The 22,463-nt window shown below is 57.3% G+C and carries 18 protein-coding genes; 3 read left to right on the top strand and 15 right to left on the bottom strand.

Going from position 1 to position 22,463, the window contains the following annotated elements; genetic code table 11:
• Positions 1-13 precede the first annotated feature (13 nt).
• Entirely contained in the window at positions 14-2,623 is a 2,610-nt protein-coding gene (locus GGR27_RS18000) for a DUF5686 and carboxypeptidase regulatory-like domain-containing protein (RefSeq protein ID WP_168039930.1), read from the bottom strand.
• 223 nt (positions 2,624-2,846) lie between these two features.
• Here GGR27_RS18000 and rbfA point away from each other — a divergent pair, with 223 nt between their 5' ends.
• Both rbfA and GGR27_RS17990 read left to right on the top strand, forming a co-directional pair.
• On the top strand, positions 2,847-3,221 hold the full coding sequence (gene rbfA / locus GGR27_RS17995; RefSeq protein WP_168039928.1) for a 30S ribosome-binding factor RbfA: 375 nt from the start codon (positions 2,847-2,849) through the stop codon (positions 3,219-3,221).
• A gap of 123 nt (positions 3,222-3,344) precedes the next feature.
• Positions 3,345-4,124, top strand: a complete 780-nt coding sequence (locus GGR27_RS17990) for a rhomboid family intramembrane serine protease (RefSeq protein WP_168039926.1) — start codon at positions 3,345-3,347, stop codon at positions 4,122-4,124.
• 60 nt (positions 4,125-4,184) lie between these two features.
• Here GGR27_RS17990 and GGR27_RS17985 read toward each other — a convergent pair whose 3' ends face one another.
• From GGR27_RS17985 to GGR27_RS17925, 13 genes are all read right to left on the bottom strand, one after another.
• Positions 4,185-5,780 carry an ATP-dependent DNA ligase gene (locus GGR27_RS17985; RefSeq protein WP_168039924.1) on the bottom strand — a complete coding sequence of 532 codons (1,596 nt, stop codon included), beginning with the start codon at positions 5,778-5,780 and terminating at the stop codon, positions 4,185-4,187.
• A gap of 329 nt (positions 5,781-6,109) precedes the next feature.
• Positions 6,110-6,835, bottom strand: a complete 726-nt coding sequence (locus tag GGR27_RS17980; protein ID WP_168039922.1) for a PIG-L deacetylase family protein — start codon at positions 6,833-6,835, stop codon at positions 6,110-6,112.
• Complete coding sequence (locus tag GGR27_RS17975; RefSeq protein WP_168039920.1) at positions 6,832-8,127, bottom strand: glycosyltransferase family 4 protein; 1,296 nt, start codon at positions 8,125-8,127, stop codon at positions 6,832-6,834. Before GGR27_RS17975 ends, GGR27_RS17980 begins: the two co-directional genes overlap by 4 nt.
• A gap of 18 nt (positions 8,128-8,145) precedes the next feature.
• Positions 8,146-9,036 carry a sugar phosphate isomerase/epimerase family protein gene (locus tag GGR27_RS17970; protein ID WP_168039918.1) on the bottom strand — a complete coding sequence of 297 codons (891 nt, stop codon included), beginning with the start codon at positions 9,034-9,036 and terminating at the stop codon, positions 8,146-8,148.
• A gap of 103 nt (positions 9,037-9,139) precedes the next feature.
• Entirely contained in the window at positions 9,140-10,696 is a 1,557-nt protein-coding gene (locus tag GGR27_RS17965) for a YcaO-like family protein (protein ID WP_168039916.1), read from the bottom strand.
• On the bottom strand, positions 10,677-11,534 hold the full coding sequence (locus tag GGR27_RS17960; RefSeq protein WP_209037992.1) for an MBL fold metallo-hydrolase: 858 nt from the start codon (positions 11,532-11,534) through the stop codon (positions 10,677-10,679). The genes GGR27_RS17965 and GGR27_RS17960 overlap by 20 nt, the downstream gene beginning before the upstream one ends.
• Before the next feature lie 79 nt (positions 11,535-11,613).
• Complete coding sequence (locus GGR27_RS17955) at positions 11,614-12,747, bottom strand: Gfo/Idh/MocA family protein (protein ID WP_168039914.1); 1,134 nt, start codon at positions 12,745-12,747, stop codon at positions 11,614-11,616.
• Positions 12,741-13,835, bottom strand: a complete 1,095-nt coding sequence (locus GGR27_RS17950) for a class I SAM-dependent methyltransferase (protein WP_168039912.1) — start codon at positions 13,833-13,835, stop codon at positions 12,741-12,743. The genes GGR27_RS17955 and GGR27_RS17950 overlap by 7 nt, the downstream gene beginning before the upstream one ends.
• Complete coding sequence (locus tag GGR27_RS17945; RefSeq protein WP_168039911.1) at positions 13,820-14,788, bottom strand: hypothetical protein; 969 nt, start codon at positions 14,786-14,788, stop codon at positions 13,820-13,822. Before GGR27_RS17945 ends, GGR27_RS17950 begins: the two co-directional genes overlap by 16 nt.
• Before the next feature lie 5 nt (positions 14,789-14,793).
• Positions 14,794-16,044: an inositol-3-phosphate synthase gene (locus tag GGR27_RS17940; protein ID WP_406603645.1), complete on the bottom strand. Its 1,251-nt coding sequence runs from the start codon at positions 16,042-16,044 to the stop codon at positions 14,794-14,796.
• A 175-nt stretch (positions 16,045-16,219) separates the two neighbouring features.
• Positions 16,220-17,257: a ligase-associated DNA damage response exonuclease gene (locus tag GGR27_RS17935; RefSeq protein WP_168039909.1), complete on the bottom strand. Its 1,038-nt coding sequence runs from the start codon at positions 17,255-17,257 to the stop codon at positions 16,220-16,222.
• Positions 17,258-17,530: 273 nt separating this feature from the next.
• Positions 17,531-18,655, bottom strand: coding sequence for a hypothetical protein (locus tag GGR27_RS17930; protein ID WP_168039907.1), 1,125 nt, complete (start codon positions 18,653-18,655; stop codon positions 17,531-17,533).
• 50 nt (positions 18,656-18,705) lie between these two features.
• Positions 18,706-20,412, bottom strand: a complete 1,707-nt coding sequence (locus GGR27_RS17925; RefSeq protein ID WP_168039905.1) for a M3 family oligoendopeptidase — start codon at positions 20,410-20,412, stop codon at positions 18,706-18,708.
• 245 nt (positions 20,413-20,657) lie between these two features.
• On the opposite strand from GGR27_RS17925, the gene GGR27_RS17920 reads away from it, so the two are divergent.
• On the top strand, positions 20,658-21,203 hold the full coding sequence (locus tag GGR27_RS17920; RefSeq protein WP_168039903.1) for a hypothetical protein: 546 nt from the start codon (positions 20,658-20,660) through the stop codon (positions 21,201-21,203).
• 373 nt (positions 21,204-21,576) lie between these two features.
• On the opposite strand, the gene GGR27_RS17915 is transcribed toward GGR27_RS17920, so the two are convergent.
• Positions 21,577-22,320 carry a response regulator transcription factor gene (locus tag GGR27_RS17915; RefSeq protein ID WP_168039901.1) on the bottom strand — a complete coding sequence of 248 codons (744 nt, stop codon included), beginning with the start codon at positions 22,318-22,320 and terminating at the stop codon, positions 21,577-21,579.
• Positions 22,321-22,463: the final 143 nt, after the last annotated feature.

The following is a 22,463-nucleotide window of genomic DNA, read 5'->3' as shown; positions in this document are numbered from 1 at the left end:
TCACCAAAATTCTCTACAAGTCCGAAATAGAAGTAGCCACCCCAACCCGCACCCCAAAATCCTCGTACCGCCCATCCCGCCAACTCGTGACGAACTCCACCCGGAACACCCGCAGAATCTTATCCAGCGAATAGCCTAATTCCGTGTAATTATCCGACGTAAGCGTGTAAAGGTAATTGACGAAAAGATCTTCCCGCAGCCCGAAAAGATTAAGCTTGGTAATCTGCGTCAGCAAGAATTTTCGGAATTGGTAGTGTGCATACACTTCCGCATATTCCTGGCTCGTGCTTTCGGCGTAATAAGGTAGCAAGCGGTAACTGCGTAATGGATCAGCGGCCACGAAAGTGATCTCCGAGCCCTCGAAATGGCGAAAATCCGCAAAGTCGACGAAGCCGTCGTTAAGGAAAGCGCCGGCGCGAGCTAGGAACTGGACCTTCCCCTTCCGCCCCACGTCGAAACGGTGCTCGTAGGAAGCTTGCAGTTCGGTGAAGTCGGACCGCGTGCTACCCAGGTTCGGTACGCCCTGGCGGACGTTCAGGCCGAGCGTCGGCGCGCTGTCCTCGATCATTTCTCTGTTTCCGTTGACCAGCTTGTACTTCAACCCCGGTTGCCAGGTGACGCCGACGTCGATCGTCGCCGCATCCGTCACACCGAAGACGCGGCCCAGTTCGTTATTGACCGGCTGGTTAGCGGCGTAAACTTCTTCATCATCCAGTCCGAACCAGTTTTGGTCGGAGTTATTAGTGACGCCCCGGCGGTTCTCGTAGCTGAGTTTTGCGGTAACGCCCAGCTCGTTCGAGTACGCGCGGTTGTACTCAAATTGCAGGTATTCGCGCTCGTAAAGCCGGATGTAATTATCCCCGGTCATCAAGTTATAGAAAGCGCTCAGCCAGGGGTCAATACTCGGCGACGGGTTAAATTGCCGCAGGCCCTGGCCACCGGCGAGGCGGAAGCGGGGCGTTTCGGCGTCACCCTGGTCGTCCCGGTAACCACTCTTACCGAAGTAGGCATCCAACTCCAAATAGCCGCGCTTGGCAGCGAAGCCGTAGCTGGGTTGTACGCCGAAACCAAAGGCTTTATTCTGATTACCCCAGGTAACCTTCCCCCCGAGCACGTAGCCCTGGACCGGATTGAAGATCGGTAGCAGGTCCGCTGACTGGCGGCGGAAAGAGCGCATTTTACCGGGCGTGGTGTTCCGTTTAATTTTTGTCGTATCGACCGGGCCCCCTTCCTGCTCCATTGAGTTCACCACCCGCGCGCTATCCGCCATCGCGTAACCCTTAATTTCTTCGGCCGTCAGCGGCACCGGGCGGATGCCGGCCCAGGCGGCGGAGTCGCTGACCGTCACGGCGGTCGAGTCGATGAAGGTATAATCGCTCACCACCTCCGGCTCGTCACTTTCTTCCCGCTCCTGTTTGGCGTACGTTTTCATCAGCCGGCGCAGGTCTTTCCGCTTGATGGCCTCCCCGTTACCGAGGGCTTCTTCGAGGTCGGCAATGCTGCTTTTTTTGGCCGTCCGGGCGGCGACCTCGGGCTGAGATTTCTCATCGATCACCTCTACGTAGCCCGTCAGCGCGGGGTTGAGCTCCAGGTCGTAGTTGCCGATCGTGCTCAGGTAGTGATATTCGAAGTCGATGCCGAGCAAACTGCCGCCGACGTCGAGCGTGGTGGTGATCGGCATCCAGGTGTGCTCTTCGACTTCGGCGTAGTTCTGGCGGATGTCGATCTTGAAACCCAGTTTGTAGGTCGTCAGGTCGAGGCTGTGGATGCTCCAGTCGCCCTGGACGATGTTGATCGTGCCTTCGAACACGTCTTCGCCGCGGCTGCGGGGGGTGACGCGGATCTTGTTGACGAGCTCATCTTGGTCAATAAAGGTGCCGAGCTGTTCGAATTTGTAGTAGCCAAAGGCTTTTGAATGGAGCGGACTGACGACTTGTTCGGCGATGAGGGGCTGGTAAAAAGTCGTAAAGATGTAGTTCGAGGCGTCGAACTGTTCGTCGCCAACCGTATAGGCCTGCTTCACTTCCTGGCGGTACTTATTCGGCCGTTCGTAAAACACGGTGCTGGTACTTTCGCTGGTGAAGGGTCGGCCCACGGATTCGGCTATTTCTTCGCGCCCTTCCTTACCGGCCAGCATGTTAATCACCCCGCCGACTTTATTGACCTTGCCGGTGCCTTTGATGTAAACATCCGCCGTGTACTTTTCTACCTGGTTGAGGTGATAATCCGCCTTAGCGATCGCGCGGCGGATGACACTGTAACTAATGTCTTCGCCGCCACTGACGATCTCTACGGTACCAAGTTCCAGGGCCTGGGAGTTCAGTTTGACGTCGAACCGTTGCCCGCTACTCACCCGTTTCACCAGCGTTTCGTAGCCGAGGTACTGAAAAATCACGGTGTTCACGCCACCACCGAGCCGGACGTAGTATTCGCCGTTCGCGTTACTCGCCGAGCCCGTCTGCGTTTCCTGCACGTAGATACTCGCGAAGGGCAGTGGCTCGCCGGTCTCCTGGTCGGTAATAACGCCCGTCAGCACATTTTGGGCGCGGACGCCGGTGCCGGCAAATACGGAAAGGAGCAAAACGAGTGGGAACAGCGCAAGCCGTAGGCTAGATTTAATCACGGGAAGGAACTATTTGACGGTGAAGGCAGGTTAATGGGGTTCAACCCGACAAAAATACCCGTTCCGCCCCGAGCCAATCCGTTAAATCGACGAACGCCCTTATTTTGCCCCCGGAAACCCGCTGCGTTACTTCCCAGCTACTTCGCTTTCCTGGAAAACCCGGCACCCGCGACCGCGCCCCAGCTAAAAAACCCCAGCCCCCCCTCACCCGTTACTACCCAACATGGAATCGAAAAGACAACGGCAAGTCGCCGAAATGATCAAGCGCAACTTCTCTACCGTCCTGCAGGCGGAAGGCCCCTACGTGTACGGCGCCGAGCCCCTCGTGACGGTCACCGAAGTGCACCCTACGCCCGACCTGAGCCAGTGCAAGATCTACGTGAGCATCTGGAACGTGGAGAATAAGGAAGAGGTCATCCGCAAGATGAACGAGGAACACCACCGGCTGAAACAGGGCCTCGCTCACCGCATCCGCAAGCACGTCCGCCGCGTGCCCGCCATTGCTTTCTACATCGACGAAACGCTGGACGAGATGAACCGGGTGGAGGATTTGATTGATGATTTGTATGAGTCTGGCGGACTGCCGGAGGAAGAGTAGGCGGTAGGCGGTAGATACGAAGGTCTTAGATACTACTGCCTACCGCCTAATTCTTCCTACCGCCTACCCTTCCTACCGCCTAAATCCGTCCTACCATTCATACTATTTGATAAATCGAAAACCATGGTAAAGACCCGCTCCCTCGTCAACATCGCCAAGTGGCCCGTACTAATGCTCGCCGTCATGTGGCTAGTCTTCGGAGTAGACATGCTACTGGGCGGTCAATTAACGTACCAGTACGGCCTCAGCTCCCGCGAAATCGCCGGTTTGCCGGGGATCGTGATGAGTCCCTTTCTGCACGGCGGCATCGGGCACATCCTGAGTAATTCTTTTCCTTTTCTGACGCTGAGCGGATTGTTGGTTTTCTTTTACCCGCGTCTTTGGCCCCGCGTGTTGGCTACCCTCTGGCTCGGGACGGGTGCGCTCGTCTGGACGCTCGGCCGCGACGTGACGCACATCGGCGCGAGTGGTGTCGTATACGCGCTGGCTGCTTTTTTAGCCTTCAGCGGCATCTTCCGGCGGGATTTCCGCGCGGTGATCGTCTCGCTGATCGTGTTGTTTTATTATGGCGGAATGGTCTCCGGCGTTCTGCCCGGTCAGGAAGGCATCAGTTGGGAAAGTCATTTATTGGGCCTCGTCATGGGCGGCTTCTCCGGCTGGTTATTCCGGGGTGAGTTGGAAGCGCACGAAGTAGCCAAAAGAGAGAAAGACGCCGCCCGCCGCAAACCGCGTAATAAGGAACATTTTTTGGCCGCGGACGCCTTTACTAAGACCAAAGCGGAACGCGCTGCGGAAGCCAAACAGCAAGCCATTGAGGCAGACCGGCTCGCCCTCGATGACCGGGAAACCGCTTTTTGGCGGCGGATGGAACGGATTAAGGAAGAAGACAAATTACGGCGATAATATCAGAATCTTAAGCCTGGAAGGTCGTCTTTCGTAGCCTGGGAACCTGCGAAAGCCCCTTTACCCATAAGTCTCCAACATAGCCAGCAAATCCACCTTAGTATTAGCTTCCTCCATCGGCTTATCCTCCCGCCACCGCAGCATACGGGGGAAACGGAGGGCAACGCCGGATTTGTGCCGAGTTGACTTCCGAATGCCCTCAAAGCCAATCTCAAAAACGTGGTGCGGCTTGACGCTGCGGACCGGCCCGAAGGACTCGACCGTGTTCTTCCGTACCCAGGCAGTGATGCGGTTAAACTCTTTGTCCGTTAGGCCGGAATAGGCTTTCGTGAAGGGAACGAGCTTGTCTCCGTCCCAAACGCCAAAAGTGAAGTCGGTAAACAGGTTAGCCCGGCGGCCGTGGCCCCGCTGCGCGTACATCATGACCGCGTCGATCGTGAGCGGCTCGATCTTCCACTTCCACCAGTCTCCCTTTTTGCGGCCCTGGCGGTAGGGGCTGTTCTTGCGCTTGATCATCAGGCCCTCGCTGTGCTTTTCGCGGGCGGTACCGCGCTCGGTGGCTAAGTCTTCCCAGTTTGACCACTTTACGACGGGGGAGATTTCGACGATGCCTTCGGTATCGTTTTCTCGGAGCAGCTTCTCCAGCAATTCCCGGCGTTCGGACATCGGGCGGGGGCGGATGTCTTCCCCTTCGATCTCCAGCAGGTCGTAGGCCATCAGGATAATCGGGGCGTCCTGCAGGAGTTTTTTGCTGACTTTTTTCCGCCCGATGCGGGTTTGGAGAACGTTGAAGCCGAGGGGTAAGCCATCCCGGAACGGGAGGATTTCTCCGTCAATAACCGTACCGTTGGGTAGGAGGCGGGCGAGTGGTTCGTATTCGGGGTATTTATCGGTGACTAGTTCTTCTCCGCGCGACCAGACGAATAATTCGTCATCCCGCACGATCACTTGGCCGCGAATGCCATCCCACTTATGTTCGGCTTGCCACTCGTCGGGCGCGCCTAGTTCGCCGGGCTCCTGTTCGAGTTGGTAGGCTAGGTAGAAAGGATAGGGGCGGCTGATGTCGTCCGTGGCGGATTCGCTGTGGATGAGGTCGGCGTAGGTCGTGTCGTTCGGCGTCCAGTTGCCCATCAGGCGGTGGGCGAGGTTGGTTTCTTCGATGCCGGTGGCCTTGGACAGCGCGCGGGTCATCAGTTTCTGGGAGACGCCGACGCGGAAGTTGCCGGTGATGAGTTTGTTGAACAGGTAGCGCTCGGTGTAGTCGAGGACTTTCCAGACGTCCAGCACGGCGGCGCGTTTGCCTTCTTCGTCGAGTTTGGCGAGGCTTTCCACTACTTCGATCCACTCGGTTAGTTTGCGGTCGCTCAGGCGGTCGGGCGGCGGGAGGACGAGGGCAATGGTTTCGGCGAGGTCACCGACGACGTGGTAGCTTTCTTCGAGGATCCAGGTTTCGATGTCGGCATATTCGGCGGCCCAGGCGCGGAGGAGTTTGGAGTTGACGGTGCGTTTGGGGCGGCGGTGGCTAAGGAGGGCGATCGTCCAGAGTTTGTCGCGTTCGTCTTCGACGACGGTGAAGTATTCGGCGAGGGCGGCTACTTTGTCGTTGGTCTTGGTAGTCCGGTCTAGGTTGCGGAACATTTCGGCGAAGTGTCTCATGGTGTTAGACGGGCTGCGCCCTTTTTAGATGCGCTGCGCGCTTTTAGTCGGCTTTGCCGGTTAGACGGCTTCGCCTTTTAGGAGTCCACACTTCGGTTCAGCCATAGCTTTTTTTAAACTTGGCGACTAACCTTACGTAGTATTTTTTCTTTACCACAAAGGATACGGAGCACACAAAGAAGAGCTGCCCTGTGTGACCTTTGTGCACTATGTGGTTAAATATGTTTGGTTAGACCACTTAGTAAGTACAAAGCGAAGAGCGCTCGTTACGTTCACTTTAGGGCTACGGATTGCTGCGTGGTCTCTCTTTGAGTTATCGGTCCATTGCTTCAACGCAAAAACTCTAACTGGCCCAGCACTTCCGCAATCCGCTCTTGCCCGCCGAATTGGAAGGCGACTTGCGTGGTGTACTGGTTACAGGCGGCCACTTTCCTCGAAAAAACATCGTCCGCCAATTCAATGCCAGCCACTTCACGCCCCAGTTCCGGGTACCGCTCCGAAAAATTCCGAGCGTAGGGCATATCGTAGTACTGACGAAAGCGTACGCCCGGGAAAGCGGGTTTTAGTGTTTCTACGGCGGCAATCAGTTGTAAATGATCCACGTGGTTACCGGCACCGAAGGGGTACAGTACTTCGTTTGGCTTCAGTCGTTCGATACGCTCGCGTAGTTCAGTTAATAACCGGTCCGTATCTAGATCGTCCGTAGCCCGAATACCTGTAAACAGGGCCGGAGCGGAGTCGTAACCCCGGTGCGGAGCTTCGCGAAAATCCAGATGTTCCCAACCAACGCCGAGGTGCTCACAAGCCGCCCGGTCTTCCGCGCGCCGTAAGTCCATATAATCTACTTCCGGGGCCAATCCTTTATCCAGTTGGCAAGCCAGCGCGAAACCGGTCGGTCCTAAAACACTGCTCGTGAAAACGGTTACACATTGCACCCGCGACCGCGGCGCGTGAGCTAGTTCCGTACTTTGTCGGGGCGCCAAAACTTGTTGATGCAGGTAGCCGCCCACGGAAAAAACCGCGTCGTCGAGGTGCGGACTTAAAGCTAAAATCATAGCAAATGCGGTTGCGTACGGAAGCGGCAACTGAGGTCGGCGTCTTCCACTACTTCGTTGGCTTGAATGATCTTTGTCCAGGAAGTATCAACTTTTTGACCTTGCAAACGCTCGTAAAGTCCTTCAATTTGCTCCCCCACAACTGGCCAGGAATACTTCTCTTGTACTTCCTGATAAGCCGCCCGGGCCAGCTTGGTGCGCAAGGTTTCATCATCCAGCAAACGCCGCGTGGCTGCCGTCAAAGCGTCCAGATCGCCTGGTTCGACGAGCAAACCGTTCTCCCCATCACGCAGACAGTCGACCACCCCGACCGTCTTCGTACTCACGATCGGCAAGCCGCTGGCCATCGCTTCCAGAATGGTGTTGGAAAAGCCTTCCGCGTAAGTCGGGCTCAGGAAAATATCCCCGTCGTGATAGCGTAAGTGCGCCTCGTCGTAGGCCGCCTCCCCGGGAAAATGGGTCTTGTCGATCACCCCGAGTTCTTCGGCCAGTTCCCGTGTTTCGACAAAATCCGGACCGATTCCGCTCACGATCATTTCTACGTTGCGACCTTCTTTTAGCAATCGTGCGCCGCAGTAAATGAAGTCCAGGCTTCCTTTTCGCTTGTCTACTCGTCCGTGGTAGAGCAGTCGCACGGGTTCACCTAGTTGACCAATTTCAGCAACGGCGGCGGCTAGATCCGAATGCTTTTCTTGCTGAGGCGTGAACTGATCAACATTCGTCGCGCCGGGCACAATCGTAAATCTATTTGGGTCTGTTCCATGGTTTTCCACTACTTCAGCGCGGAAACTATCGCAGCCGATCGCCAGCCCCATAGCGTGGTTCAGCACCGCGTCCATTGCCCGCTGGTGCGTCGTGCAGCAGCCGCCGACCCAGTGCCCGTCGCCGCCCTGAATGCTGACGACGTTCGGAATGCCGAGCCGCCGACTGACTTCGAGCGCCGCCAGTCCGGTGGGGTAAGCATACTGTGCGTGGACGACGTCGAACGGTTTTTCCGCGTGCAATTTCACGGCCAGGTCAGCCATTTCGCGCAGGTCCCGTTCGAAATCCGCCGGCGGGTTTTCCGCGCCGAGTTCTTCGCCGACGCTGCGCAGGCCGTGCACTTCCATCCAGGGTTCGTTCGGGGGCGGGCCGCCGCCGTAGATTTCGACGCCGGTCGGGTCCTCGCGGTACTGGCTGATCATGACGACCTCGTGGCCCCGGTCGGCCAGGGCGTGCGTCAGGTTACGGGCGTAAACGCTCATGCCGGAGACGGCGGGGAAGTAGCGGCGGGAGATGAAACAGATGCGCATGGTTAGTCTTGTGGTCGGTTAGTCTTTTGGGGTGGTAGCTTCGATTGCTTGCAGAATTCGGATCGATTCGGGGATCGCCAGGTGAGCGCGAGGGCTTTCGCGGCTGAGTTCTACGCAGACGAGGCGGTTGAATTTTATGGCTTGCAATGCTTCAATCAGTGGGGGGATTTCCATGTCGCCCTGGTCTAGTGGCAAGTGCAAATGCACGCCTCTGTTCATGCCTTCGATGCTGATGGTTCCGAGCCGGTCGGCGTACGTTCGGATGGCCGCCGCGGGATCGCCTTCGCCGGTTACCCAGACGTGGCCGAGGTCGAGGGCTAGGTTTAATTTGTCCGGGTTTTCTAGTGTGGCGAGTAGGTTTTCGTAGTCCGCGTTGGTTTCGATGGCCATGCCGGGTTCCGGTTCGAAGCTGATGTCCTGGCCTACTTTGGTGGCGTGGGCGATGACTTCGTTTAGTCCTTCAGTCAGGTAGTTTTGCGTGGTCGTCCCGACTGAGTGCGGGACTAGCTTACGCGTCGCAGGAGATAAAGTACTGTCAGAAATGCCGGCCCAAAAAGATACCGTTTCGCTACCCAGAATCCGTCCGACGTCGATGGCGCGTTTTAGAAAACTAACCCGCCCGGCTCGGCCCTCCGCCGTGGTGGACACCAGGGTGGGTTCGTGCTTTTGGGCTGGGTCGAGTAGATACCGCGCCCCGGTTTCTATGACGGAAGCTAGTCCGTACCGATCAAGTAGCTTTTTGACTTCTGCCGTTCGTTCTTGCCAGTCCGGTGCCGTGGGGTCGAGGTGGTGCCAGTCGAGGGTGAGGGCTACGCCGTCGTAGCCGGCTTCGCTGATGAGGCGGAGGGCGTCGGGGAGGCGGTGGTGGGCGCAGCCGTTGGTATTGTAGGCGTAGCGGAGTTGATGCATTTCCTTGGTTGGGCCGCCGAGGTTACACCTCCGACGAACTTTTTATTTGTTTCGCTGCGCTACGCAAATAAAAAGATACGTCTGAGGAGAACCACAGCTAAGATTAATGAGAATGATTAGAGGTTGGGTTCTCCTCGGATGTATCTTGATGGTCATGAAGCGAAGCGGAATGACCAGCAAGTTCATCAGAGGTGTAACCCAACCGCTGCTGATCGATAGCGTAGCGGGCGGCGTGGGCCGAAGGCTCCCGGTAAAGCGCGTAAACAGGTTCGATGAGTTTATCCAGCCGATCGGTTTCGAGCCAGCAAGAACCGCCCAGACGTATTTCGGCAGCTTCGGTGAGGAGGACTCTTTTACGTCCCGGACCGTCTTGGCGACTAATCAACTCAACATCTTCCCGTTCCAGCAACCGCCGAACACCCCGCTCCCCCAACCGGTGATAACTACCCAGCTCCTGCTCAATGCCGGGCACGATCATTTTCACAACGTGGCAGTGCCCCCCGGTCGTCCCGGACCGGAAAACGTAAGGTGTCAACCCTTCCGCCGCCAACTGTTCTAAAACGAAAAACCATTGCTCTTCCAGCGTATCAAATCTATTTGCGGGTAAAGTTCGGCAATCGATAATCTCCCGTTCCAGAAAGACATTATCCGCCAACTTAGCCCGGAGTTCCGCGCGGCTACCGCTCAGCCAAACCACCATGGCATCCAGCGCCCGCGCCTCTTCTTTCGCTAAATCGATGTCCCCGAGAATACGCTCCCGAAACCCTTCCGGAACGACACCTTCCACTTCAGGCCAGTCGATATTATTGAACCGTTTCCGCCCGTGGCTACTCGCGCATTCCGTGATGGCCTTGAGCAGCGCGGTGCGGTAATCCGTGTCCGCGCCCTCGCCGGTGGCCGTGACGCTGAGGGGAAAATCATCGTCCGTCCGGTCATCCCCGACGGCATAAACACTCACGCAGCCGCAGGTGACGCGAGCGAGCTTGCAGGTGACGTGGAGGCCTTTTTCGGCTAGTTCCGCAATTAAATCTTTACAATCCTGCGGGAGCGTTTCCGGATCGATCACCAAGCCCCGGTCCAGCGCCCGAAAGCAATCTACGTTGCCGTCCCGTTGTAATAATTCGAGCGTACCGTGCAGCAACGCCCGCGTCTCCGTATCCCCCGCCCCGCTGCCGTTGCGAATGGCCGTAGTCAGTCGGTTCGGATAATCTACCTGGCCGTTTGAGCAAGCGACAAACTCCGCCGGTACCCAGCATTCGAGGCCGTCGGCGTAGCGTCGAATCGGCACCCATTGTAGTTCGTAATCTTCATCATACGGCGAGCCGGCTTCCAGCACGAGCGTCAGTGGATCGATAACTTTTTCGGTACCGTACTTCTCCACCAGCGAGCGGTAGCTGCCCGTTTCCTGGGGTAATTCCGCGAAGCCAGCAATGGTGTGCCGTTCCTCACACAACTCGCCGTAAGCACCCAGCTGCGCGGCCTCGGGCGTCCGGCCGTAGCCAATGCCGTTGGAGACGAGGCCGTCTTCCGCCCAGAAATCAACGTTTACGATGGGCACGCCGAGGTAGTCGACGGGGTCGATGCGGAATTCCTGAAGGGTGCCGGAAGGAAGGCTTTTACGGTACTTTTCCGTAGCAATTTTAAGCAGAGGTTGCGGCATGTTCCAAAAGGAGTTTGAGGGGGACGGGGCCGGTGTGGATGTCCGTATCCAGTAAATAATTAACCAGCGCGACGGCTTCGTGACAGCCGATTCCGCGACCGAATTCGAACGGCGTACAAACGTGCTCGAAATCGTAGCGGCCGAATACATCGCGGTAGTGAAGCAACTCGTCCCGCGTAAGGGGGATGGCGTAGTGGTAGCCTTTGTGGCAACTCAGCGCGACGGGCGTCACGCCGTCCGGGCCGAAGTCGATCTTGAGGGCATCGCCCAGGAACAGGATTTTGTACTCGCCATCGTAGAGCGCCGTTTGACCTTCGTAGTGACCGCCTAGTCGGCGCATTTCCCGTTGGTCGTCGAGGCGGTGGACATCGTCGATTGGGCGATTGACTTTAAATGCTTTGGTATGGACCAGGTCATCGCGGTGGATAATCAGTTCTTCCGGTTGGTGCTGCTCCTGCAATTGCCAGAGGGCTCCGTAGCCGTGGGGGTGGCTCGCGCCGAGAATCTGGATGCCGCCGAGTTCCTGGATCTTTTGCTTACTCGCCTCGTCGTAGTAGGGAGCTGCTTCGAAAGCAATGTTGCCCTCCTCCCGGATGATTAGCCATCCGTGACTGCCGAGACCTAACTGCGGGACGGTCCAGAACTCCCAAAGACCGGGCAGGGTTTCGCGCCATTCCGTACGGTATTTCCCCTCGGCCGCGTCGATGCGGAGGTAGGTGAAGTCTTCCTCGGGCAGGGCGTTGCGGACGTCCGTGCAGTTCGGGCAGGCGATGGGCTCGCGGGTGTCGAACCAGAGGATCCAGCCTCCGCAGTGGGTGCAGGCGTAGTGGGTTAGCATAATTGGTCTGGGGTTTTTGGTCTAAGGTCTGTGGTCTAAAGTCTTTGGTCTGTAGTCTTACGTCTTTACTCTATGCTCTTTATTCTTTACTCCCGTAGACATCGATGTTAGCGAAGGATTCCAGCACGGCGTAGGGATCGTACCGTGGGTGGGAGTCGGAAGCTGAGGGGCGTTCTACCTGGTGAGTAGGTCTGCTGGCGATGAGTGATTTTGGGGCGGGAGGTTGGCTGATGCGTAAGGCCCGGTGCAGGAGATTAACTTGGCGGAGGGTAGCTTCCAGTTCGGTGTTGTCGGTCGGGGCTTGGTGGATGCGGTCGAGGAAGTTGGTGAGTTGGTGGGTGAAGGGGCCGGTTTTTGCGTCGAAGGGGATGTTTTCGGTAGTGCCGGTTTCCGCGTCGGTGAAGGTCAGTTGGCCACCGGCGTCCTGGCCCATGGTGTTTTCGGCGGTGAGCATTCCCTGGGTACCGATGATTTCTAGTTTGCGGCGGGGCAGGGTTTCCGGGCGGTTGTAGCCGACGGTTTGGGCGGCGAGGGTGCCGCTTTCGAAGCGGATGCTCAGGACGCCGCCATCATCGACGGAGTAGTTTTGGACGAGGCTTTGTTGGAAGCAGTGGACTTCGGCGATGGGGTCTTCCAGTAGCCACTCTAATAGGTCCAGTCCGTGAGGGGCGAGGTCGATAATGGCGCCGCCGCCGGCTTTTTTGCGGTTGATGCGCCAGTTATCGCCGCTCCATTCTTTGGGGAGCCAACAGGCGTAGTCGATTCGGGCCTGGGTGATGGTACCTAGTTTTCCTGCTCTGATGATGTTGCGCATCTCCCGGTGGGCGGGGTGGTGGCGTTGGTCGTAGGCCGTTACGAGGAGACGTTGGTTGCGTTCCGCTGCTCCTTTCATGATTGACACGGCATCCGGCGTCAGCGCCAAGGGCTTTTCGCAAAGGACGTGTAGACCTGCATCCAGGCAGGCGATCGTTTGCTCCCGGTGCAGGTGATTTGGCGTGGCGATGTAAACCGCGTCTACTAGATCGGCCGCTAAGAATTCATCTAGATTATTGAAGCAACGCACACTGTTGGGCAGGTCGGCAAAATCTTCCTCCCGCAAACTCAGCACCGCCGTCAACTCAGCACGCTCACCCGCCGCCGCGATGGCCGGCAACATGTAATCCCGTGCCACCCAACCGAGGCCGACGATACCGATACGAGTAGTTTTTACCATGAGCCCGGGAGGTTGATGAGTAAGCGTTTTTGGTAGCGTGTAAGCACGTCCGCAGGCCACTCGGCATTAATTAATTCGGGCAGTGATTCCCCATTCAGACACTGACTATCTTCTTCATATTCTTGCCGCCAACCCGCGCTCGGCCAGCTAATTTTTCGTTCCTGAAGCAGTGGATTCTTCCTTAGCGAATCATTATTCTTTATCCATTCAATCGCCCGGTGCTCCGTTTCCCCCTCAATCCAACCCACCGCAACCGACGCCGGGTCACCAACGACCGCACGTTTTCCGTACCAGCCAAGCATAAAATCGGCATCGTCCCGCACGAAAGCATCCGTCAATTTTCCGTACGCCGCCCGCTCCAAAGCAAACCCGGCTTCGTGCGCGCTCGTACGCGTGTGTACGTGTCCGACGGCGACCGATCCACCGGCCGCAATCTGCCGTAAATGAGTCAGCGCAGCTTCCTTGAACTCAAAAAAGTAGAAGGCATCGTGACAAAAAACCGTCGTCGGACGACTAGTCCCTATTACCGGCCCCGCCTCGACGTCACCACAAATAAGTGGCCCCTTCACGCCTAAGATACGCCGCGCCAGCCAAAGTTTGGAGTAGACGATATCGACCCCGACGACCTCCCGACCGGCCTGTTCCAGCGCGCGCAAGAAGTGGCCGATTCCGCAAGCCACCTCCACCACCGCCTGGTGCGCCGGCGTCCGTTCCAGCATGTGTAGGCCGCCGGTAAAGGTGGGGGAGCACCAGCGGTAGGCGAAATAATCCCCCACCGGGCCGTAGCTCAGCAGCGCCATCGCTTCGCGTAAATTCAGGCCTTTTTTGTCGATGACGCGCTCGATTGCCGCCCGTTCCGGTGGCAGCGTGGGGCTAAATCGATCCTGGTCGGCCAGTAAGCGGCAAAGAGCATCGCGTTCGTTACCGTTTTCCAAATCCGCTACTACGGCTAACCGCAAATCATCATCAGGCCGCAGAAACGGAATACCGTCCACCACGGGCCAGCGGCGCTCCCCGTCCGTCAGAAAGTGCGCGCCGTCTTCCCGCAGGACGTTCCCGTTCGTCGGGCTGATCAGCGGGTAATCCACAGTTCGGTTTCGTTGAGTAGCGCGGTTTGAAAATCTTTGAGGGGCCCGGGGTGGACGAGGTCGAGGTCGCCGAGCACTTTAACGTCCGTCACCGCCGCCGCTTGCACGCGCCACTTCACGTCCAGCACCCGGTCGAGCACGTCACCACTACTGATGGCCAGGCCCACCGGCGTCGCGATGGTTTCGTGGTGCAGCAAAACGTCACTTAGGCGCTGGCGCAGGTGCGGGGTAAATTCGGAAAGCGCGGTCGTCCGGCAATTACCGATGACCTGGGCTAAGTACGGTTCCAAAGCCAACTCTCCCGCCCAACCGCAATCCGGCAAGAAGGCATTATGCAGGTGGTGGGCTAGTCCGCAGACGAATGCTTCCCCCACGCTAGCTCCATATTCTTCCGCACTCAACGCTGCGTAAACAGCCGTCATCAAACAGTGATCCGCGTGGCTTTCCGCCGGCAGTAACACCAAGCGAGGATGTTCCGGGTGGGTTGCTCCGGCGCGAGGCTGTTCGCGCAAGCGTTCCAAACAACCCGGCAAAGTCGTCTCGATCGGTTCCGCAATCGCAATACCGGACAATTCTTCAATTACGCCAGCCAGCGCACTCCGCAACCGGACTGCCGTTGCCGCCGTGACCCGACCTTCCACCGTCCGCTCAAAAGCCTGGTCGCATACTTTAGCTACCTCAGAAGGATGTAGTCCAGCCGCCGCGAAAAAACTCTGATCGACGCCCGGAAAAAGGACGTACAGGAGCGCCTGACAAGTAATCGAATCCGCCACCGCGTCCCACTTAGCGCCGTTCAGAATAGCCTGCCACGCCTTTACAAAAAGATCGTCCGCCAGCGAATAGCGGATACTGGCCGGTGCAATCCGCTTGAGATCTTGCAGTTCGGAAAACAACGCGGCAGTCGCCCGACGGGTGACCGCGCGCGGTAAATTAGTAGACTTAATGGTTGCCATAGGACCTAGATCGCTTGCTTCTCCTCCACTTTTTTGTTCAATGGAGTATCGTCCAGTTCGTTCAGTTCCTCCAACCAGCGCAAGAGTTCCAGTTGCTGCTCCGTGAAGTTGTGGTTCGGCTCGTTTCCCTCGCGCGTCATCGGCGCTTTGAAGAACACCCCGAGTGCTTCGGCGACGCCGCCACGACCTTTCCGACCGGCCATATCGAGGCAGCGGGCAATCTCCATTGCCAGTGGCGCGGCCAGGATGGAGTCCTTACAGAGGAAGTTGACTTTGATCTGCATCTGGTGGCCGAGGAACCCGGTCACGTCGATATTATCCCAGGCTTCCTTATTGTCGCCACGGGGCTTGTAGTAGTTGATCTTCACAACGTGGTCTTCAACGGGGTAGCCCAGGCAGTTTGCGAGAACGTCTCCTTTAGTATTGATCTTATTGAGCAGGCTCTTCGGCTTACGGAGCGCTTCTCCGTCCCGGTTTCCAAGGATATTAGTGCTGAACCAACCATCTACGTGGAGGGCGCGGGCGCGGAGCGCGGGTGCAATGACGGTTTTGATGTACGTCTGCCCGGTCTTGCCATCCTTTCCGGCGACTGGTACGTCGAGTTCGTTGGCGAGCAAGCGCAGGGCTGGCACGTCGGCACCGACGCTCGGTGTGAAGTTTCCGTAGGGCGTTCCGGACGTGATGCAGGCGTAGGCATAAATCATGGCCGGGCTGATGCACTCGTGGTGGCTGTCCATGGCTTCTTCGAAAGCGGCGACGGTTTGGTATTTCTCGTCCGTGAGGTCGATGTGTGATTCCGTGCTGGCGAGGTTGATAACGACGACGTTGCCACCGATCTCTTTTTTGAAGTCCGCAATCTGTTGCTGAATCGTCACGACCAGCTCCCGGTGCGTTTCCGTACTGTTGGCTCCATTGACGACGCCTTCGCAGTATGCTTCGTTGCGAATGGCCTGGAGGGGAAACATGTTGGACATATCCTCCTCAACGGCGGCGAGTTGCTCGCGGTCCAGCACGCCGTGGTGTTTGGCGGCTTTGTAAAGATCATCCTGGTAGAGGTCCCACCCGGTAAAGTGAAGGTTTTTGTAGCTCACCAAGTCGAGGTGGCCAAACTCGGCCAGGGGAAGACCGACGGGCTCCTGTAGCCCTTTTTTCATGAGCAGGCTACCGGCGACGGCAGTGGTGGCAACGGCGCCGCCCAGGCCAATAATGGCGATACCGAGGGCGCTCTCGTTGGAAGAGGAAGGATTAGTAGACAAGGATAATTGATTTAGGATGATGTTCGAAAGCGAGTTCTGACGGAGCAAAAGCTCGCGTTCGAGTACCTAAGTTACATTATCCAAAGATTGTTTTCACTTTTGAAAGCACCTTGTTAGACACGCTGCGTGCTTTTATTCGGCTTCGTCGGTTAAGTGAGCTCCGCCCATTTAGAGGCTACTTTCCGGCGTTCTCTGCTGATTCGGAGGGTTCGGCCTTACTCTCGATCTCGGCTAGTTCACCTTCGTATTCGGTTTCCAACTCGACGGCGTTGAGGCCGAGGCCGCGCAGGTGCTTACTGAAAATAGCCGTGTAGCCGTGGGTAACGTAGATGTTGTTGGCTTCCGTGAGGGCGATGGCTTCGAGGAGGGCGGGCCAGTCGCAGTGGTCGCTGAGCACGAAGCCGCGGTCGGCACCTCTCCGGCGGCGGGCACCCCGCAGGGTCATCCAGCCCGAAGCGGCCCCAACCCGCGCCTGTCCGAATTTCTTCATCCAGGGTTGACCGACGGCACCGGGGGTGGCCATGACGATGTTACCGGGGTAATCTTTCTTGTTGACGTCCTTAGTGACGCGCACCGTGTCGTTCAGCTTAATGCCCTGGGCGCGGATGACTTCGTTCGTGTTTTCGATCGCGCCGTGGGTGTAGATGGTACCGATCTCGGGGTCGAGCCCTTCCAGCAAACGCTGGGCTTTTCCGAGGGCGTAGGCGGTGATGACGCTCACTTTTCCGTCTTCCTTATTGGCGCGCCACCAGTCGTTGATGTCGGCAAAAACTTCTTCCTGCGGCACCCAGCGGTAGACGGGTAGGCCGAAGGTAGATTCGGTGATGAAGTGTTGGCACTTAATCGGTTCGTAGGCTTCGCTCAGACCGTCGTCTTCGAGTTTGTAGTCGCCGCTGGCTACCCAGATTTCGCCCTTGTATTCCACCCGGATCTGCGCCGATCCAATGATGTGCCCGGCGGGGTGAAAGCTAAATTTCACGCCGTTGATCGTTTTAACTTCGCCAAATTCCACCGTCTCGATCTTGATGTCGCCGAGGCGGTAGTTGATCACCGGGGCGGCGGTGCGGGTGGTCAGGTAGTACTTATTTCCCCAGCGGGAGTGGTCGGCGTGGCCGTGGGTGAGCAGGGCGCGGTCGACGGGTTTCCAGGGGTCGATGTAGACGTCGGCGCGTTCGCAGTAGATTCCTCGGTCGGTGAAGGTTAGTAGTGGCATTATTGGCGTAACGGGGTGGGTGGGGTTGGTGTTTTGGTTTTGGCGCTGTCGCAGGTGCGGGGTTTAGGCGGTAGGCGGTAGGCGGTAGGCGGTAGGCGGTAGGCGGTAGGCGGTAGGCGGTAGATAATATTCTTGATACTGGGAGAATAGGGATTTATGACGATTAAGTCGGGGGTTTATTAGACTGCTCCTTTCGGGTAGTCTGGCAAACCCTTCGTTACCCGTCCCCCCTTGCTCTTCCCGGATTCTTTGGCACCCCGCGACCGCGCCGCCTTACCTAAATTTCTCCAACAACTCCTCCGCATTCCCGTAGAAGGTAGTGATCCGGCCGTTGCGATCCACGCCTACGTAATAGGGATAATCCGACCGGCAATTAAGACCTAAACAAGTCTTTTCGTTTCCCGTGTGGGTGGGTAGCCGAACGGACCACATCCCCATTCGGTCACGATAGTTTGCTAAGAAGTTCGTCTGCTGCGCAATTGCTTCCACCTGATAGTTCGGTAAAAAGTCCGTTTGCTGCATGATCACTTCCACTTGGTAGTTTGCCTGGCGCTCGGGGGGCATCGCGAAATAGGCACTATCTACCTCACCAATTGTCCTGCCCGCGTTTAATGACCAGGGCGTGTTGAATAATAGAATGAGCTCTTTTCCTTCTTCCCGCTTGACGTAAGACAAATTCCCCTCCGCGTCATCAACCGCCACCCGCCGGTAGTTGAAGTCGATCTCCGCCACCAGCGGAAGGTCACCCGGGTCCGGAACGGTTTCGATCACTAGCTCCCGCCGGTCGTTGGAAAGCGACTTGACGGCGTAATGCTGTCGGCCAACCCGAAAAATGGTCTGCCGCGTAATCGGCCCCACGTTCTGCGCAGTGAGGGCCACCAGTAAAGAATCCTTACCCGGGGGATAAAGCAGCAAATAATCGGCTCCGTCCACCGCAAAGTCTTGCCAGGGAAAGACCTTTCCCGTGATGCGGACGACGCCAATGCGGACCGAATCCTGGCCCAACAAAATATCCGCCGCCGACACCTCAGCCGTCATCTGGTTCCAGTGACCCAAGTAGGCGAGGTTGTTCCCCAAGTTAACACTGTCTATTCCAGCTTTCCAACCCGGGTACTCCTGCCGCGCCTTTACGACGCCCAACGGGTCTTCGTGAAATTCGTACCAGATCCGCTTACTTCGCAACTTAACGAAGCCGCCTTCCATCCGCATCGTCGTGTCGGCGGCCGCGAGCACTTCCTCCCAGGCGAGGGTATCGGCGACGCCGTAGTAGCGCTGCTTGTAGTACTTACCGGGCGCGTGAATTTCCTGGTCCAGCACGATCCGCCGGGCGTTAGGCGGCAAGTCCGTACCGCACGATGACAACAAGGAAAGCAGAATAAATACAGCAAAAAATCGCATAACGCGCAAGATCGCCGCGCCCACCCAATATGGCGAAACATTCGGAACCATTAAGCTACCGTTAAGCTTCGCAGTTGCTCCTTGATGACGCCGGTAATCTTCTCCATGACGCCGGGTTCAAAAGGGTTTTCCAGGTTCGCCAGCTCCACGAGCCCGAGGAAACTCTTGGACCCGCCGGCCGTGCACAGCCGCGCGTAATCCGCCCAGGCCGACTCGTGGTCCTTCCGGTCTTTGAGCCAGAATTGGAACGCACAAATCTGCGCCAGGCAGTAGTCGATGTAGTAGAACGGCATCCCGAAGATGTGCAGTTGACCCTGCCAGAAAGTACCGTCGTTAAGGTGCGGCATGTCGGAGTAGTCGAGGTGGGGCAAGTATTCAGCTTCGAGCTTTTTCCAGGCGGCGTTGCGCTCGGCGGGCGACCAGGTAGGGTTTTCGTAGACGAGGTGCTGAAACTCGTCCACCGCGCAACCGTAGGGCAAAAAGCGAATCGCGCCGGCGAGGTGACTGTAGTAATACTTCTCCGCGTCCGGCCCAAAGAAATCCGGGACGCCCGGGTAGGCGAAAAACTCCATACTCATAGAGTGAATCTCGGCGGCGTCGAAAGTCGGCCAATTGTATTCCATCGGCTTTTGGAACCGGCTGGAGTACACCTGGAAGGCGTGGCCGAATTCGTGGGTCAGCACGTCCACGTCGTGGCTGGTGCCGTTGAAGTTGGAAAAGATGTACGGCGCGCCGTAGTCGTTAATGTAGATGCAGTAGCCGCCGGTTGCTTTGCCGTCCTTGGCTGCGAGGTCCATCAGTTGGCGGTCTTCCAGTAAGCGGAAAAATGCGCCGGTTTCTTTGCTCAGTCCGTCGTAAAGTTTGCGGGCGGCGTCGACGGTGTCGGCCATTTCGCCCTGCGGCTTGGGGTTGCCGTCGGGAAACTGGAACGCCGTATCGTAAAAGTGTAGCCGGTCGACGCCGATCCGCGCGGTTTGTTGCTTATACAGCTCCTGAGCGAGCGGGACGATGTGTTTCTTGACTTCGTTGCGGAATACGGCGATTTCTGCGGGTCCGTAGTCCGTCCGGTTCATCCGGTCGTAGCCGAGCTGGGTGAAGTTTTCGTAGCCGAGTTTGGTCGCCATCTCCGTCCGGATCTTGACGAGCTCGTCGTACACGTCCTCGATCTCCTCCCGGTTTTTGGCGTACCAACCCCACTTGGCGGTGCTGGCCTGCTTGCGGCGGTCGCGGTCGTTATCCTGCTCCACGGGGGTGATCGAACTAAGATTGTAATCTTCACCGTCGAGGTCGATTTTGGCGCCCCCCTTCATTTGCATGTACTTGCTATACGTCTTGTTTTCCGTTTGCAACCCCTCCACGATCTCGGGTTTGAACGTGTTGATGCTTAGTTCGGCGGTCTTGAATAACTGGTCACCGAAATGAGCCTGCAGTGCCGCGCGGTGCTCGCTGGTGATTAGGGCGCGGTAGTAGTCCGTGCGCCAGGCTTCGGTGGCGGGTAGTTGCTCGTCGAACCACTCTTTCTCGGCCTTGTAAAATTCATCCTTCGTGTCGATGGAATGGCGGACGTAGCTGATGTTGCTGGCCGTATCGACCCCGGAGCGGATGACGTCGATCTGCTCCACGGCGGCGATGGCGTCGTTGAGGCCGGCGGCGGTTTTCAGTTCCGCGAGGACGGCACGGAAAGCTTTTTCTTGGAAAGCGAGGTCGGGGCGTTCGTAGGGAAATTCGGGAAAAGTGAGGGTAGGGTTCTGGGACATGGTGGTGGTTTTTGTGCAAAAAACGCGCAGCGAAACTTTATTGGGGGCCTTTTTGTCGGGGCAATAGTGCGTACGCTGCGTTAGGCGCCGGGGCAAATTATTGAACGCCCCAGCGGTAAATTCGTTCTGGCATATTTTGGTGGCCCGACAAAGTACGGGACTAGCTTACGCGTCGCGGACGCGGGTGCGGTGCGGGTGGGGAAAGGAGCCAAAAACCGTGGCCCGCGTCGGGGCGTTCCCTACCCATGTCAACACGTATTCAAGCACTAAAGGACCAACTCGAGAAAGTCTATGCGCTCATGGGCGTCACCGGTCGTCGTGGCCAACAACGGGTCGTTTTCGGCGAAGGCGCTTTCGGCGAACTCCTCCAGTTCATCGATATGGCACCGGACGATAAGCTGACCGACTTAATCTACCGGATGTCGGGCGATCACCCGCCCCTGTTCATCGCCGCCGTGTTTAACATCCTCGTCTGGTCCGCCGAGAGCGGCGAGACGGTCGACGTCGAAGAAATCGCCGAGTGGTTCTATTCCGACCAGGCCAAAAAAGTAGAAATCGCTCTACAGGTAGATATCTTCCCCAGCAACAGCATGGAAGAATCGCAGCGCATCCTGACCGAGATCGAGCGAAAGTTCCCCCACCTCCGCCAGCTCTGCGCGGACCTCAAGGCTGAAGTCGATCATCGACTGGAAGAGGAAGAAAGCTGGGCGAAATACCGGCGCGATACGTTCGAGATGCCGAAGGAGATGACGGGGAGTATTTTGAATATTATTCGGGATATCAAAGGTTGAGGGCTTAGCTACGCTGCTGACTTCGTCGGTGTAGCTCGAACGGAACCGCGGCAGTATTCCCCCACCATAGGCCGAGGGCCTCCGATCCGAACGTAATGCAGGTCTGACTAACGCGTGCTTCATTCGGGCCTGGAGGCCCGCGACCTAGGGGGCATATTTGTTAGGCCGAGGGCCTCCAGCCCGAACGTAACGTAAGACGACCTAACGCGTGTTGCATTCGGGCCTGGAGGCCCTCGACCTAGGGGGCATATTTATTAGGCCGAGGGCCTCTGGCCCGAACGAAACAGCGGTAGCGCTATCCTATCCCGATAGTTATCGGGATCGGGCCGGAGGCCCTCAACCTATACATTCAGTTGACGCGACCGCACAAACCCTACCCCTTAATTAACAACTGAAACCCATTCCCATGAATATTGACAATCTCAATATTCTCATCCAGCTTGACGTACTTCCGAAGCTTCGTGACGAAAACATCCATCGACCGCGCCGTGAAGTAATTGTCCTCCCCCCAGATCTTGGTTAGCGCCTCGCTGCGGCTGAGGACTTCGTTTTTGTTGATCGCAAACAGCCGCATAAGTTGCGCCTCCTTGGGTGATAATTTCTCTTTGTGCTCCGTGCCGTCAGCGGCCGTGTGGGTAAGGATGCGGACGGGAAAGACGAAGTGAAACTGGCCAAATTCAAACTCGGTTTGCTCGTCCTTTGGGTCGGCGGGCGTGGCCGTGCGGCGGAGGATGACGTTCATGCGTGCAAGCAATTCGTCGCTGTTGAAGGGTTTGGTGATGTAGTCGTCGGCGCCAATCTGGAAACCGTTGAGGATGTCTTCCTTCATGGCCTTGGCCGTCAGGAAAATGATGGGCGTCTTGGTGTCGTTCTCCCGCACTTTTTTGGCCAGTTCGAATCCACTCAGCCGGGGCATCATGACGTCGAAGATGCAAAGGTCCCACTCGCCCTTGCGGTAAGCCTCGAAGCCCGCGAGCCCGTCGGTAGCGAGGGTCACGTCGAAATCGTGGACGTTGGACAGGAAGTCGCGCAAGACGTTCCCGAAGTTTTGGTCGTCTTCGACGAGGAGGATTTTGGGGGCGACGGCGGTATCGGTAATGGTAGCGGTTTCGGACATAGTAGGAGTATTCTGAAGGTGTTGGTTTGTGGTTTAGTGTGGAAGGGTTAGGCGGTAGGCGGTAGGCGGTAGGCGGTAGGCGGTAGGCGGTAGGCGGTAGGCGGTAGGCGGTAGGCGGTAGGCGGTAGGCGGTAGGCGGTAGG

The sequence above is a fragment of the Neolewinella antarctica genome (genome assembly GCF_011927835.1).
GTDB classification, from domain to species: Bacteria; Bacteroidota; Bacteroidia; order Chitinophagales; family Saprospiraceae; genus Neolewinella; species Neolewinella antarctica.
Note: the sequence above shows the minus strand (reverse complement) of the source record. Positions and strands in the feature narration are given on the sequence as shown.